The sequence below is a fragment of the Coprococcus comes ATCC 27758 genome (genome assembly GCF_025149785.1).
Taxonomy (GTDB): domain Bacteria; phylum Bacillota; class Clostridia; order Lachnospirales; family Lachnospiraceae; genus Allocoprococcus; species Allocoprococcus comes.
Window position 1 is genome coordinate 2,173,159 of record NZ_CP102277.1, and the last position, 15,376, is coordinate 2,188,534.

The following is a 15,376-nucleotide window of genomic DNA, read 5'->3' on the forward strand; positions in this document are numbered from 1 at the left end:
AATACTAAATCCTCTCTTTTATTTCTTTGTAATTTTATCTTTTATCATCTTTCCCATTCCGACGACACTTCCCACTCCATAGCTTAAATGAAGTAAAAAGAAGATTCCCGGAAGCAAAAGCTGACATATATGCTTCGCCTCATTTTTTACAGACAGAATTGCCATTCCGATTGCACCACACCAATAAGTGATCCACATGGCAATCGCCAGAAATGGCTTCTTTAGTGCTACCAAAATGGATGTCACAAGAATCGCAATCACAAAAGCAAACGGCACAAAATGATAAATGCTGAGACATCCAGGACATACGCCAAGAGTTCTTGCTACCCAGTCTCCATTGCCGTATTTCTGCTTCATCATTCCCGGAATCGAACTTCTCACATATTGCCAGGAATGAATCTGCGGATCGTAGCATAAGCGGTATCCTGCCTGCCGGATCCGGTAATGCATCTCATTATCTTCCGTTCTTCCCAGATTTTCATTGAAAAGTCCAACCTTTTCAAATACTTCTCTCCGATACGCTGCATGGAACATGGACTTTACATATTTCTTTTCATTCTCTCTTCGGAAACCTGCAATTCCACTTCCGAACATCGAACTTTCCGCGCTCAATAGAAGTCTCTGCCAAGGTGTGTCCTTCTCCGGAAGATTCGGTCTTGGTCCCCCGGTGACATATTCTCCACTTTCCATGCATTCCACGTTCTTGGAAACAAAATCCTCCGGAATGCGCCCATGTGCGTCCAGACGGATAATAATATCCCCGGTTGAACAGCGGATTGCCTGATTCCAGCCGGAGGCCTGATTGTTTCCCTGATTTTCTGTAACAATACAATTATGATACTGTGGATTATCTTCAGCAAAGCATTCCATAATCCGTCTGGTTCCGTCTGTTGAACTGCTGTCCACCATCACAACTTCGATCTGCTCTGCCGGGTAATCCTGTTTTGTGATATCCTCCAGCAAATGTGGAAGATACTCTTCTTCATTGCGCGCAATCGTGCAAACTGATACTAACATACATTTCTCCTATACTGTAGTTCTTATCGTAATACTGCAAATACTGTCATAAACATGGTCATAAAATCTCTCCACAGACTGTATTTGCGCAGATCTTCCAGATTATAACTCATCTTCTCCGGAAGCACTTCATGAATATAAGCATAATCCACATCTTCTACATGCTCCAGCATTTCACCCTCATCTTTGTAGCATACGCTGGCTCTGGAAGTGATTCCTGCCGGTAACAAAAGAGTCGCATACATTTCTTTCGTATATCCTTTTACATACTTCACAACTTCCGGTCTGGTTCCAACAAAACTCATCTCTCCGCGAAGAACATTGATAAGCTGCGGAAATTCATCAATCCTGCAGCCACGGATCACTTTTCCAACCCGTGTCAGTCTGGAATCCTGACTGATCGTAACCTGTGTTCCCATCTTGTCTGCATTCTGCACCATAGTACGGAACTTTAGAATGTGAAATTTCTTTCCATACTGTGTCACACGCACCTGCTTGTAAATCACCGGTCCCGGTGAATCCAGCTTGATTGCAATACTGATGACTAACATGATCGGTGATAAAATGACAAGTAAAATCATCGAAAGCAGAATGTCAAAATATCTCTTTAATCTTAATTCTTTTTCGTGTCTGATCAGAATATCATAGTATTGTTTTACTTCGTCTGTTCTCATAAACTTCGGAAGTTCGTCCCATTTTCTCATACAGCATTCCTATCCGATGCATTCCTTCAATACATCTGTCACGTATTTTACCTCTTCATCTGTGAGTTTTGTATGAAGCGGTAATGTAATTGCATTTTCAAATAATGCATAGGCATTTGGATAATCTTTGATATCAAATCCCAGATTCTTGTAAGCAGATAATAGCGGCAACGGTTTGTAGTGCACATTGGTTGCCACGCCACGCTCTGCCATCTTCGTAATGATCTCATTACATTCTTCCCGTGTTTTTCCCTGAATACGGATCAGATACAGGTGTCCGCTGGACTTGTGACCCTCATCAAAATGATTCAGTACACTCACCGGCAGACTTTCCAGTGCTTTATCATACATTCCTATGATTTCCCGACGACGTGCCAATAATGCATCATAACGCTTTAACTGTACCAGTCCGATGGAAGCCATAATGTCAGTCATATTACATTTGAAATAAGGTGCCACAACATCATACTCCCATGCGCCAAGCTGCGTCTTTGCAAGCGCATCTTTTGACTGTCCATGAAGTGAAAAGAGCATATATTTCTTATAAATCTCTTCATCATCCACCCCATCGATTGGACGCCATGTCACAGCTCCGCCTTCTGCTGTCGTTAGATTCTTTACCGCATGAAAGGAAAAACTTGTAAAATCGGCAACCTGTCCACATTTCTTTCCTTTTCGCTCTGCGCCAAATGCATGCGCTGCATCTGCCACCACAATCACTCTGCCAAACTTCTCCTGAAGTTCATTTGCCGGATGGAAAAGTGATTTCTTTGCTTCTACAATTTCAAATATCTTATCATAGTCACACATAATTCCGGCAAGATCTACCGGGATAACCGCTTTCGTTTTCTCTGTGATTGCATCTGCCAGCTTCTCATAATCCATCTCGTAAGAATCTTTTGCCACATCCACCAGAACCAGTTTTGCACCTACATGCTCTACTACACTGGCTGATGCAGTATAAGTATAGGCAGTTGTAATTACTTCATCTCCCGGTCCGATTCCTAACAGGCGAAGTGTCATCTCCTGACAGGCTGTTGCCGAATTCAGACAGACTACTCTATTAGTCCCTATATATTCTGCCAACTGTTTTTCAAAAAGCTTTGTCTTTGGTCCGGTTGTGATCCAACCACTTCTTAACGTATCTACAACTTCTGCTATTTCTTCCTCTGTGATATCCGGAGGTGAAAAAGCGATATGCATATTCTCCATAAAAATCTTCTTTCCTTAAAATAAAATATACTATGTAACAATTATTACAAAATTATTACATAGTATATACTACCAAAAAACTCCATAAAATACAATTAAAACTATTTCTTAACTGCTTTTCTGCTATTTTTTGAACACAATCAGCTTGCTGATCACATAATTAAGCACAATTACGATCACCTGTGCCACTATCTTAACCAGCATACTGTTCATTCCCAGATTCGTGATAAAAATGAATAAGATCAGTTCTTCAATTACCAGCGTTGCTACTCGACCGCCTATAAAACTGGTGATTTCTTTGATAAAATCAGCCGTAGTTTCAGCGTTGGAATCAAATACCCAGACTCTGTTTGTTACATAAGCAAATGAAACAGCCAAAATCCATGAACCAATATTCGCTATTAATGCATTCCATCCTATCTGAATATTCAAAAATGCATACGAGATGATACTGACTAAAAAAGTTAAACCACCAAAAAATAAATACAATAATATTTCTTTGTTTTTTTTGTAAAATGGATTAAAAATCCTTAAAACCGGAAATTCCATGATACGATCAAATATATCTTTTTCTTTTTTCATTTCTGTTATCCTTTCGTAAAATAATCTCTCTTCTTCAAACCGTGCTATTATACTATATTTTTGTTTATATAACAACGTTTTCTTTACAATATCACTTGTTGTCTCCTAAAATCCATGATAACATGATTAGTATATTTAACAACTTATTTTATATAATTTCAAGGAGTATTTTTATGATTCGAATAGGTATAGTCAGTTATAATATATATTGCAATTTTACAAACTATGGATCTGCTCTACAATCCTGGGCACTTTACCAATCTATAAAGCGTATTTCTCCGGATTTGTATCAACCAGTTTTAGTTGACTATTGCCCGGATTCTCTCTCTGACAAAGATCCTTTAAATCCTTTTTCCAATATGTGGGATCAGGACCCAGAATCCAGAAAAATGTGTGAATTGTCTCTTCCTGCCATTCGTATTAATTATCAGAAATTTGATCATTTTTATCACACATACTTTGGTTTAACTTCTCAAAAATATACTTCAGAAAACTTTAATTCTATTGCCCATTTTGATGATATTAACCATTTTGTATGTGGCAGTGATACCATTTTCTGTATTAATGAATTCAACGGATTTGATGATGGTTATTTTGCCAACTACGATGTAATGAAAGGAAATTCTGTATCTTATGCTGCAAGTTTTGGTGATGCCCATTTTGACACAGATAGCTACCAGATATTAAATAACCGGCTTCAAAACTTTTTAGCAATTGGTTTACGGGAAAATAAATTTATACCTTATCTAAAAGAACATATTAATTCTAATGGAATTCAAGTTTTTAGAACAATCGATCCAACTCTTTTGCTAACCACTGAAGATTATGATACCATAGCCGCATCTCGTATTATAACTGAGAAATATTTATTATTATATGCACGACGATACAACAAAGAAATGGAAGCTTTTGCAGAAAAAATAGCCCGTGATAACGGATGGACAATTGTTGAAATCAGCTTACGCAGTACAAACTCAGCCAAAGGACATAAAATGTTTTATGAAGCAGGTGTGGAAGAATTTCTTTCTCTGGTAAAATATTCAGAATACGTTATAACGAACTCTTTCCATGGTTTGATTTTTGCTGTACAATACCGAAAACAACTGGCAGTATTTTCCAGAGAATCCGGTGACAATAAAATTGCCGAAGTTCTGGAGTTATTTGATTTAAAAGAATGCCTTCTCCCAAAAGCACCTTCAGTAATTCCACAAATCCACGATTACGATGCTGTGCATGCACGTATAAATACTGCAAGAGAAACTTCTCTGGACTTTCTCACGAAAGAACTTAATTTATTGAATGGAGATCATTAAGCATGTGTTACCTTGATACAAATGATAAAATTACCTGTTCCGGCTGCGAAGCCTGCGCAAATATTTGCCCACACAAAGCTATCTGTATGATTCCTGATTCAGAAGAATTTCGCTATCCAAAAATCAATATAGATTTATGCACGAATTGCGGATTATGCCGTAAAGTTTGTCCTTATAATTTATCTCCTCAAAAATGTTCCGGAATGAATTATACTTTTGGAGGACATATAAAAAATCAAAAAGTTTTATCAGAAAGCACCTCTGGTGGAGCTTTCTCTGCAATCGTTGATGCATGGTGCGATAAAAATTATGTAATTTTCGGAGCTGTATCAGATGGTTTAAATGTATATCATGATCATATTTTTGACAAAAAATATTTAGATAAATTCAGAAAATCAAAATATATACAGAGCAATATAGGTAATGCCTATACTTATGTAAAAAAGTTTTTACAAGATGGAAAAAAAGTTTTATTTTCCGGCACTCCCTGTCAAATCGCCGGTTTAAAATCTTTTTTGCTCAATTGTGATCAAGCAAATTTGCTAACAGTTGAAGTTATTTGCGAAGGTGTTCCTACTCCTCTTTATTTGAAGAGTTACAATGAATATATTACCGCAAAATATCATTCATCTGTTAAATCAATTGATTATCGTTATAAAGATTTTAAATCTTATTTTAACCATTTAATCGGACGATGGGATTTCCAAGTTATGCAGCTTTCTTTAGAAAATAATAGAAAGTTCAAAACAGACAGATGGTTTAATCCTTTTTGGTCAATTTGGATTAATCATCTAATGAGTCGACCTTCCTGTTATCATTGTCCATATACAACACCTGAACGCCTTGCAGATATTTCACTGGGCGATTTATGGGGTGTGCATTTATATTGTCCCGAATTATATAATCACAATAAAGGGGCATCACTGATTATATGTAATTCTATTAAAGGTAAAGAAGCTTTTCTAAGTACCAAAGATCTTTTTGTTGGACATGAACTCAATTACGAAACAGCTATAAGGTATCAGGGTCCTCTAAGAAAGCGTATCACCCCAAATTCAGACCGTGCATTATTTATTCAAGATTTGAAATCGATGCCTTATATAGCTCTTTGCAAAAAATGGTCTACTCCGCCAAGTCTAAAATTGTTATGGCAAAAATATATCTGGGGGAATCGCCAAAAAATATTATTTTGGAAATTAACGAAAGGATTTTATCACATTCACTAAAGGAGATTTACTATGTATTACTTAAACAACAATTTAAAGAATTTAGTTCGCATATTTGATCAAAACGAACGAAAAAATTATTTACGACTTGACTTAAACGAAAATCCCGGGGGACTTCCACAAGATTTTATTGATTCTATTCTGCCAGAAATAACACCTCAATTAATTGCACAATATCCTGAAACACGCCATTTTTCTGAAGTACTTGCAAAGCATCTGGATACTACACCAGAACACCTTTGCCTTGTAAACGGATCTGCTGAAGGAATTCGCTATATCATTCAGGCTTTCACTTCAGAAGGTGGAAAAATTGTCGGCGTTGTTCCGTCCTATTTCATGTTCCAGGTATATTCAGAAATGTATAACCGTTCTTTTGTAAAAGTACCTTACAATGACGACCTGTCAATGGATATTCAAAACATTATTTCCACGTTAACCCCTGATACACAATTACTTATATTACTTAACCCAAATAACCCCATGGGAAATGTATATTCAGAAACCGAATTTCAGGAAATCATTAAAGTATGTGAACAGCTTGAAATCACAATCCTTGTTGATGAAGCCTATCATTATTTTTACCCAAAAACATTCATCAAATATGCTTTTAACTCAAAACATATTCTTGTTACAAGAACCTTCTCGAAATTATTTTCAATGGCTGGTTGCCGCCTTGGATATGTCGTTGGGCATCCTGATGAAATAAAAATGGTACAGAAATTATGTACACCTCATAATACTAATGCTTTTGCTATGCTGATCGCTGAAAAAATTTTAGAGGCTCCCGGTATTTTAACTTATTTAATTGAAAACTATAATCTTGGACGCGATTATTTAGTTAAAGAATTAGATACTCACGGATATCTCCACAAAGGTGATGCTGGAAATTTCATTTTTATAAAGCCCAAAACAGATGCTGTATCTATTGTTGATAAAATGAAATCAGAAAAACAAATTTTAATAAAATCTTATTCTAATGTTGGAAACTTTGGTACCTGTCTGCGAGTTACAATTGGTGCCAGACAATATATGGAACGCTTTTTAGATGCTTTATTTGAACTAGACAATATAAATTAAAGGAGTCGCTTTTTTAATGACAAAAGTTATAACTTATGGAACTTATGATCTACTTCATTACGGTCATATCAGATTATTAGAAAGAGCAAAAGCTCTTGGCGATTATTTGATCGTTGGAGTAACATCGGATGATTTTGACAAAACACGTGGAAAAATAAATGTACAGCAGTCCCTAATGGAACGTATTGAAAACGTCCGTTCTACCGGGCTTGCTGACAAAATAATTATTGAAGAATATGAAGGGCAAAAAATTGATGATATCCAACATTACAATGTTGACATTTTTACTGTTGGTTCTGATTGGGTTGGATATTTTGACTATTTAAAAAAATATTGTAAAGTTGTCTATTTAGATCGAACAGCAGGTGTATCCAGTTCTGAGCTTCGAGCAAAAGACAGCAATTTAAAGCTTGGATTAACAGGGAACTCTACTCTTGTGGAAAAATATTTTCATGAAAGTAAATTTGTCAACGGTGCAGATGTTACAGCCATTTCAGCTTCATCCATTACTCCTGAATTAAAATCCGAAAGCAATCTAATAACGCAAGACACCTATAGTGATCTTCTTTCTTGTGTAGATGCTGTGTATATTGCCTCGCATCCAACTGAACATTATAACCATATCAGGCAGGCTTTACTTGACGGAAAACATGTTTTATGCGAATCACCAATTGCCCTTTCCGAATTAGAATGTAAAGAACTTTATCAACTGGCAACTGATAAAAATTTAATTTTAATGGATGCTATAAAAACAGCATACTCCACAGCATATAATCGTTTACTTTTACTTTTAAAATCAGGAAAAATAGGTAATATTCTTTCTGTTGAATCAACCTGTACAAGCTTAAAAAACCTAAATGCTAATCCAGTAAAAAATATTTCAAATTATTGGAATAGCATTTGTTCATGGGGCCCTACTGCCATGTTACCTATTTTTCATATTCTGGGTACAAATTGGGTTGATATAAATATCTCATCTCTTATGATGGATGAGTTTTCTACTTTTGATTTATTTACAAAAATAAATTTTACTTATCCTAACGCAGTTGCTTCGTTAAAAGTAGGAAAAGGAGTCAAATCAGAAGGTGAATTGATTATTTCCGGTACCAAAGGTTACATTTATGTACCTGCCCCTTGGTGGAAAACAGAATATTTTGAAGTACGATTTGAAAACCAAAATAACAATCGACGTTATTTTTATCAATTAGATGGAGAAGGTATACGCAATGAATTAGTAGCATTTTTAAGAGCAATCCGAAGGAATCAACTACCAAATAATCTCTCCAAAGAACTATCTATAAATATTACAAAAGTTATACAGATTTTTGAAAGTGATACGAATGTATTTCATATCACTTCTTCTGATAATTTTTGAAAAACAGGCGGATCATCAATTTTAAATTGTGACCGCCTGCTCTTTTTTATTTAATTCTTTTTTTTACTTCTTCCTCTAAAATTTTTTCATTCTTTTTCCAGTCTGCATGAACAAAATGTGGCTCTCCACAAGGAAATGTATAAAAATCATAACCATATAACTCTTCTAAAATATAAATATAGTTATTAGGTACATAATATTTATCTCCTTCAAATTCTATTTTCTTAAGAGGATAAAAATTATCTTTTGCAATTATATTCCTATCATCGCAATAACTCCAACTATCAAAGCTATATAAGCATCCCTTTGCATCCTTTTTATCGCAAACCACGTTTTTCTCTCGAAGTTTATTAAAATATTTATCAAATATCTTTGAAACTTGTACACCAATAGTCGAATCAGCATCGACACATCCTGCTTTACGAAACTCTCGGATTAACGGATTACTTTCATCTGTCAGTTCTGATTTTAACTCTCTTTTAACCCTTTGATTTCCCTCCCATTTTTCATATGTTGCTTCACTAATCCAATCGAACGGGAATACATCAATAAAAACAGGAACCGTTGAGTCTTTGTAAGTAAAACGAATCTGTTTACAAAATCCCCAAGCATCATATCTCACTGTAAGACGATATTCTTGATTATCCTTTAATATTTCTCTTAATTTATCAATATCCTCTCGAGCCATACAAGTATCTATATCGTCATCCCACGGAATAAATCCTTTATGTCTTACTGCCCCTAACAAAGTTCCCGCATAAAGCCAATAAAATAATTGATGCTCATCGCAAATCCTGACAAAAGCTTTCAGCAAATCTTTTTCGAGAAGCTGTAAATTTCTATTTACCCCCTGAGTTTTCGGTAATGCAAGAAAGAATCTCTTTTGAGCATCTACTGTAGACTCCCCATCTTTTCGATATTCTTGCCAGAACATCTGCATATCTTGTTTATGATAATGTGTAATAATTCTTTCCAAACGAGCATTCTCCTCATGCAGACGTCTCACCTCATTTGCTAAACCATCTATTTTTCCACTCATCTGATTATAAAGTTCATTTCGATGATTATAACTATTTTTTACCCCTGATTCTAAAATCTGTTTTAAGGAATCTGCTTTTTCCAATAAGTTGTTTGCTTTGTCAAAGAACTGTCTTTTTCCTACCGGAAGACGCCAATATACATAATCCCAAATTCTTCCCATATCATTTCTCCTTACTCTCAAGATTCAATACAAAATATTTTCCGCGTAAGCGCAAATCTTCTTACAATCATAATTCCTGCCGTAACCCATAACATTTTCCCAACAATCTGGATCACAAAATATTCTGCATCACTCATCCCATGAGAAATTATATATCCATACACCATTCCCCAAGGGAACATATTCAACTCCACTAAATGAAAGCATAAAACTATTAAGGAATTTTTTCCATAAAATAGTAAAATCTTTTTTATCCCAGAACAATATTTGCATAAAAACATACATATTATAATTATAACATAAGATCCTGCCAATGCCCCTGCTATATCCAAGATACCATTTTCATATGCATTATTGACCATATATAAACCTCTACTAAATATAATAGATATATACCAAACTGCACATAGTAAAACAAATATCTCCTTTTTACACCTAATCGACAATATTTTCTTTGATTTACATAACCATCCCAAATACACAAAAATACAAGCTACCATTCCTGGTTGAATACTCCATGGGAACCAAATATATTTAGATGAATAATAGCCAATGATTGCGATTACCAGAATCCCTATGTACCCATATCTATACTGTATAAAAAATCTGGTAATCAACAATGCTACAAATAATGCCAATAAAAACCAAATTGCTCCTATCTGATGAATCTGATATCTTGACATTACATCGTTATGGTCTGATCCAGCGCCAAACATCCCCGCAAGAATCCACATTTTTAAATTAGCGATCAAATCAGGTCGTTTCATAACAAAGTCTTCGCAGACAGACCATGCACACATTATCCCCCATGTAAATATATATGGAAATATCAATTGTTTAAATCGCTTTTTTGCAAATTCCCATAATGTCATTCGACTAGAAAGAAAGTAACCACTGATCAGGAAAAATATAGGCATATGAAACGAAAAAATAAACCTCTCTGTCAAAGTCATTCCTCTTGCTATTAATCCCATATGCCCTACAATAACAGCAATGATGGCTATTCCTTTAGCAGCATCAAAATATTCAATTCGTTGCTTTTTCACTTTTAATCAAACCTCAGTTCTAAATTCCACCTATTGTTTTAATAATAATCTTTTTAGCCACCTCACGTCTAGCTGTATCTTTAGGAAAAACTTTTTCACCAACTTCAACCACATGATCTCTAATTTTTTGCTTTATTCCTACACGGGAGCCCTCCGGATCACACATACGTTGCATAATTGTCTCATAAAATACAGTATTACGAGAATATTTCCAAAATTCTTCCGCCATATCAGACCATGGCTGATGCCACGGTTTATCTGGACCGGCATAATGAATTATTTTAGGATTTTTTCTTGCTTCCATATGCTCATCATGTAAATATTTTGGTGCCAATGCAATAATCTGACTAAGTCTGATTCCTCTCCAATCAACCATTACATTCCATGCCATATCAACAAATTTTACTCTACCCTGCGCCAAATAATTTAATACATCCTGATCCAGTAATTCCCATTCGTATGAAGCGGCAAATTTAAGCATTTCCGCAGTTGTATATGTTTTTCTAAACTCCGCTAAATTAAATACAATAACTCCTGCCTGGAAATACTCATATGGTTTTTTAATTTTAAGAATTGTATCCATATACTTTTTCTTATTAGGCTCAAATCCATTATATAATCCTGCTGTATCCGCATCTTTCGCTGCTGCAAGCAGATAACCATCAACGTCCGTCGCATACAATTCCGCGATATCTGCATTTACAACCAAATCACTGTCAATATAAACTGCTTTATCATAATCTGCTAAAATCTGTGGCATTAACAATCTAAAGTAGGTCTCTAATGCAAAATGACCTCTTAAAAACAACTTCTTAAATGGTTTCTCGTAACGTCTGATATCCAGAAAACGTAATGTTATATTTTGATGATCTTCTAACTGCTTCTTTAATCTATCCTGACTTCCCATCGAAATATCTCTGTGCATAATAATAAGATCGTAATTCTGATCATCATTAGAATTCGCACGTATTGACTCCAGTACTGCTGCCAAATACGGAACATAATATTCATTTGCAGATAAAACTACTGCATTATTATTTTCCGCATATGCTGGTTTTAAATGCACTACTGGATCAGTATTAAAAAATACAACCGTCTGTAATGTTTTAATTTTTAAATTTCTAGTACGTTTTACATGAAAATAAAAAATACTTAACAGGCGTTCTGCTAAATGTCCCGGTGTTCTTAATGCTTCAATTGAATAATCACTCATATCCATTCTTTTTTCACATTCACCCAATATATCAAATAACCATGCTGCATATTCCTGAAATAAATCTTTTTTCATAATATACATATTACATAAACATGTCATCTTACCTTTCAAATAAGATTCCATATCGTCTACATATTCCGGATATTTTTCTTTCACAACTTCACGCATAATATCCAAATCTTTTACATGCAACTGGTTTCCATTTTTATACTGGTCATATACTGTTCGGTCATTGACCGGCATTTTAGTAATATCTTTTTCCTCTGTAATCACCAAATCATAACCTTCAATTTCCCTCCGCATGGTCTCATCATCAATTTTATATTTCTTAACCGATTTCTTATCTAAAAATTCTTCACATACATTCTGCCAGCAGTCCAATAAATATTTTTCCTTAGAGAAATTCATGTAACGTCTATAATGGAAAAATCCATAATAATCTGCATCCAAATTTTTCCACGCCCAATACTGTGCTGTTAATTCACAGTAATTTGGATTTTTAGCTGAAATATTTTCTCCTTCATTATCTCTAAGCATACCTTTAAAACGCTTTTCATTTAAAGCACATCCAACCTGAATCGGTTTTATAATCTCACTAGGTACTACTTCTACCGGTTTGTGACATGATACCAAAATACTAATATTACTCATATTACCTTCAACCTTTCTCTTCTTGTTTTTAATAATCTACCTTCGTTAATATTGAAAATTAATGATATTCTTTTATATATTCATCAGTTACTTCTTTTACAAGACCACTCATTCTAACATCGCCTTTATCCAGCCAAATAGCATGGTCACATAATTTTCTTACAGATTTCACATCATGAGAAACATATAAAAGAGTTGTTCCATTACTTAACATTTCTTCCATACGTTTATAACATTTTTGTTGAAACTGATAATCTCCAACAGATAAAATTTCATCTACTACCAAAATATCCGGTCGTACCATTGTTGCAATTGCAAATCCTAATCTAGCCTGCATACCTGATGAAAAATTTTTAATTGGAACATCCAAAAAATCTTGCAATTCTGCGAAATCTATAATCTCATTAAAATGTTCTTCCATAAATTTACGCGAATGACCCAACACTGTGCCATTCAAAAAAACATTTTCCCTTGCTGTCATATTCATATCAAATCCAGCCCCTAGTTCAATCAGCGGTGCAATTTTCCCCCGAGTCGTAACAGTTCCTGTGTATGGTTTTAAAATTCCACAACATGCTTTTAATAATGTTGATTTTCCGGAACCATTTGTTCCAATCAGTCCCCATGCTTCACCACTTTTTACTTTTAAATTAACGTGTTTTAAAGCAAGAAATTCTTGGAACATTAATTCATGTTTTATCATTTTAATAACATATTCCTTCAAATTATCAACTTTTTCCGAAGCAAGATTAAATCGTATTGTCAAATCCTCTACATCCACTACATATTCTTCATTCATAATAATTCTCCTAGAAGTATAAAATAAAATTATCCTGCGTTTTCTTAAATACAGTCAAGCCAATTACCAGCATAACGCCTGCCATAACCCAGCATCCAACAAAAATACGTAACGTCGGCAACTGTCCATACAATACTAAACCACGGAAGAACTGAATATAATAATACATTGGATTAAAATATTCAATAAGTGTTCTAAGCCAATTTGGTAATAAATCTATCGGATAAAATAACGGTGTCAAATACGTCCATGCAACAGTAATTGCATTATAAATGTACTGAATATCTCTGAAAAATACATTGGCCGCTGAAAGCAGAAATCCCATACCACACACAAAAATATATAATGGAATAATTACTAACGGAAATAATAAAATATATGGTGAAAAATGTGATCTAGTAAATAACATTACGATAACCAACGCACCCATTGAAAAAATTAAATCAATAAGCGAACTCGTAACCTTTGATAATGTAAAAATATATTTAGGCACATATATTTTTTTTATCAAAGAACTATTGTCCAAGACTGAATACATTGACATATGTGTTGACGAATTCATGAAATCAAATAAGGTTTGTCCTGCCAACAGATATACTGGATAATTTTCTATTCCCTGCCTGAACATTTGCGAAAATACCAACGTCATTACAATCATAATCAGTAAAGGATTTAAAATACTCCATAAATATCCCAAAAAACTTCTACGATATTTTAATTTCACATCTCTTACTACGAGCTCACGTAACAAATCCTTATATTGAAAAAATGTATTTATTCTATCCTTTGTCTCATTCATATTTTTATAATCTCCTTAATAACTATCTCTACGTCTTTTAAATGCAAGAACAGCCAGAGGAAATGCTGCATATTTAGTTTTTCTCAAAAACAGAACAGCTGGATTTTTCACCCTGTCATAAACTTCTCTGTTTTTATGGTAAAAATATGCATCTAATTTCATTGCTTCCTTCTTCATGCCGCTTTTCAGCGGGAAACTTATATAAATCTTCATCTGACTGGTAAGAATCGTTGCAGTCAACTCTCTTATATATTCCAAATTAGCTGTTGGTGCAATAGTTTCAGCTTTCTTGCAATACTGATTAAGTCGCATCAGAACCCGTAAATGATTTTTTAGATTCTTCTGCATTTTCTGAATAGACATGCTTTGTCCAGGAAGTCCCAGACGATATTGGTAAACCGGATCTTCAATAAAATATACTGTCCTTACATATGGAATCGGAAATGCAATAAACTCCACATCTACATAAAAAGTATGCTCGTCAATCTGTTCATTTGCTTTTCTGAATAGCTCTGTTTTCACTGTAGTTGCATGCATATCAATAATTGTTTTTCCTACAATATCTTCAAACTTATATAACTTATTATACTCTATTTTTTCAAATGGATATTCTTGTCTTTTTTCTGGTAATCTTGTCGTATGGTTAATCCAGGTATAATTTGATGCAACAATATCTGCATCACTTTCTTTCAAAATCTCTACAAGACGAATAAAGCTTCTTGTATCTACCCAATCGTCCCCATCAACAACCTTGAAATACTTTCCTTTTGCTTCTCGAACCCCAGTATTAATTGTTGAACCATGTCCACCATTTTTTTTATTGATCAACCGAAATGTATTTTCATACTTATCTACATATCGCTGTGCAATTTTTGCAGTATCATCACTAGAACCATCATTCACAATCAATACTTCAATATCACCCATAACTTCTGAATTTACAAAAGATTCCAGACATTCTTCCAGATATGCTTCTACATTGTAACTTGGAATTGTTACCGTTAATATCTTCTCGTTCATTCTTCTCCTAACTTATATACTATTAATAATATTTTTCTCAAAAAAAGTTGGTTTCACAGATATTTAGTTTTATCTGAATCACCAACTTTTATTTTGATTACATAATTATGCTACACACTCTCTTAGATGGAAAGATTA

The 15,376-nt window shown here is 34.3% G+C and carries 14 protein-coding genes; 4 read left to right on the forward strand and 10 right to left on the reverse strand.

Translation table 11 applies throughout. The features are described 5' to 3' along the window. Positions 1-18: 18 nt before the first annotated feature. The 4 genes from NQ556_RS10870 to NQ556_RS10885 all read right to left on the reverse strand — a co-directional run bounded on the left by NQ556_RS10870 (position 19) and on the right by NQ556_RS10885 (position 3,515). Positions 19-1,017, reverse strand: a complete 999-nt coding sequence (locus NQ556_RS10870) for a glycosyltransferase family 2 protein (RefSeq protein ID WP_008374633.1) — start codon at positions 1,015-1,017, stop codon at positions 19-21. A gap of 23 nt (positions 1,018-1,040) precedes the next feature. Beyond that, positions 1,041-1,721, reverse strand: coding sequence for a sugar transferase (locus NQ556_RS10875; RefSeq protein WP_008374631.1), 681 nt, complete (start codon positions 1,719-1,721; stop codon positions 1,041-1,043). A gap of 9 nt (positions 1,722-1,730) precedes the next feature. Beyond that, positions 1,731-2,924 (reverse strand): DegT/DnrJ/EryC1/StrS family aminotransferase, encoded by a 1,194-nt coding sequence (locus tag NQ556_RS10880; RefSeq protein WP_044999337.1) that lies wholly within the window; start codon positions 2,922-2,924, stop codon positions 1,731-1,733. A gap of 132 nt (positions 2,925-3,056) precedes the next feature. After that, positions 3,057-3,515, reverse strand: a complete 459-nt coding sequence (locus NQ556_RS10885; RefSeq protein WP_044999221.1) for a GtrA family protein — start codon at positions 3,513-3,515, stop codon at positions 3,057-3,059. Positions 3,516-3,688: 173 nt separating this feature from the next. Between NQ556_RS10885 and NQ556_RS10890 the strand changes: the two genes are divergently transcribed. From NQ556_RS10890 to NQ556_RS10905, 4 genes are read left to right on the forward strand one after another with little or no spacing between them, the layout of a single operon-like run. Then, on the forward strand, positions 3,689-4,828 hold the full coding sequence (locus NQ556_RS10890) for a polysaccharide pyruvyl transferase family protein (RefSeq protein ID WP_147574767.1): 1,140 nt from the start codon (positions 3,689-3,691) through the stop codon (positions 4,826-4,828). A gap of 2 nt (positions 4,829-4,830) precedes the next feature. Continuing rightward, entirely contained in the window at positions 4,831-6,054 is a 1,224-nt protein-coding gene (locus NQ556_RS10895) for a Coenzyme F420 hydrogenase/dehydrogenase, beta subunit C-terminal domain (RefSeq protein WP_044999219.1), read from the forward strand. A gap of 12 nt (positions 6,055-6,066) precedes the next feature. Then, positions 6,067-7,131 carry a pyridoxal phosphate-dependent aminotransferase gene (locus NQ556_RS10900; RefSeq protein WP_008374621.1) on the forward strand — a complete coding sequence of 355 codons (1,065 nt, stop codon included), beginning with the start codon at positions 6,067-6,069 and terminating at the stop codon, positions 7,129-7,131. 16 nt (positions 7,132-7,147) lie between these two features. Then, a complete protein-coding gene (locus NQ556_RS10905; protein ID WP_204576030.1) occupies positions 7,148-8,506 on the forward strand; it encodes an adenylyltransferase/cytidyltransferase family protein in 1,359 nt (452 codons plus the stop codon). 46 nt (positions 8,507-8,552) lie between these two features. On the opposite strand, the gene NQ556_RS10910 is transcribed toward NQ556_RS10905, so the two are convergent. From NQ556_RS10910 to NQ556_RS10935, 6 genes are read right to left on the reverse strand one after another with little or no spacing between them, the layout of a single operon-like run. Continuing rightward, entirely contained in the window at positions 8,553-9,707 is a 1,155-nt protein-coding gene (locus tag NQ556_RS10910; protein ID WP_204576032.1) for a LicD family protein, read from the reverse strand. Positions 9,708-9,724: 17 nt separating this feature from the next. Beyond that, positions 9,725-10,753, reverse strand: a complete 1,029-nt coding sequence (locus NQ556_RS10915; protein ID WP_195509801.1) for an acyltransferase family protein — start codon at positions 10,751-10,753, stop codon at positions 9,725-9,727. Between the two features lie 19 nt (positions 10,754-10,772). After that, complete coding sequence (locus NQ556_RS10920; RefSeq protein WP_204576034.1) at positions 10,773-12,620, reverse strand: DUF4422 domain-containing protein; 1,848 nt, start codon at positions 12,618-12,620, stop codon at positions 10,773-10,775. Positions 12,621-12,678: 58 nt separating this feature from the next. Next, entirely contained in the window at positions 12,679-13,419 is a 741-nt protein-coding gene (locus NQ556_RS10925; RefSeq protein ID WP_008374604.1) for an ABC transporter ATP-binding protein, read from the reverse strand. A 10-nt stretch (positions 13,420-13,429) separates the two neighbouring features. Further along, positions 13,430-14,218, reverse strand: a complete 789-nt coding sequence (locus NQ556_RS10930; RefSeq protein ID WP_195509797.1) for an ABC transporter permease — start codon at positions 14,216-14,218, stop codon at positions 13,430-13,432. A 15-nt stretch (positions 14,219-14,233) separates the two neighbouring features. Continuing rightward, positions 14,234-15,238, reverse strand: a complete 1,005-nt coding sequence (locus NQ556_RS10935) for a glycosyltransferase family 2 protein (protein ID WP_195509795.1) — start codon at positions 15,236-15,238, stop codon at positions 14,234-14,236. Between the last annotated feature and the right edge of the window lie 138 nt (positions 15,239-15,376).

Coding starts and splice junctions, on each gene's coding strand:
- NQ556_RS10885 (WP_044999221.1), bottom strand. CDS start 3,515: ATGAAAAAAGAAAAAGATATATTTGATCGTATCATGGAATTTCCGGTT.
- NQ556_RS10890 (WP_147574767.1), top strand. CDS start 3,689: ATGATTCGAATAGGTATAGTCAGTTATAATATATATTGCAATTTTACA.
- NQ556_RS10870 (WP_008374633.1), bottom strand. CDS start 1,017: ATGTTAGTATCAGTTTGCACGATTGCGCGCAATGAAGAAGAGTATCTT.
- NQ556_RS10905 (WP_204576030.1), top strand. CDS start 7,148: ATGACAAAAGTTATAACTTATGGAACTTATGATCTACTTCATTACGGT.
- NQ556_RS10925 (WP_008374604.1), bottom strand. CDS start 13,419: ATGAATGAAGAATATGTAGTGGATGTAGAGGATTTGACAATACGATTT.
- NQ556_RS10875 (WP_008374631.1), bottom strand. CDS start 1,721: ATGAGAAAATGGGACGAACTTCCGAAGTTTATGAGAACAGACGAAGTA.
- NQ556_RS10895 (WP_044999219.1), top strand. CDS start 4,831: ATGTGTTACCTTGATACAAATGATAAAATTACCTGTTCCGGCTGCGAA.
- NQ556_RS10930 (WP_195509797.1), bottom strand. CDS start 14,218: ATGAATGAGACAAAGGATAGAATAAATACATTTTTTCAATATAAGGAT.
- NQ556_RS10935 (WP_195509795.1), bottom strand. CDS start 15,238: ATGAACGAGAAGATATTAACGGTAACAATTCCAAGTTACAATGTAGAA.
- NQ556_RS10900 (WP_008374621.1), top strand. CDS start 6,067: ATGTATTACTTAAACAACAATTTAAAGAATTTAGTTCGCATATTTGAT.
- NQ556_RS10880 (WP_044999337.1), bottom strand. CDS start 2,924: ATGCATATCGCTTTTTCACCTCCGGATATCACAGAGGAAGAAATAGCA.
- NQ556_RS10910 (WP_204576032.1), bottom strand. CDS start 9,707: ATGGGAAGAATTTGGGATTATGTATATTGGCGTCTTCCGGTAGGAAAA.
- NQ556_RS10920 (WP_204576034.1), bottom strand. CDS start 12,620: ATGAGTAATATTAGTATTTTGGTATCATGTCACAAACCGGTAGAAGTA.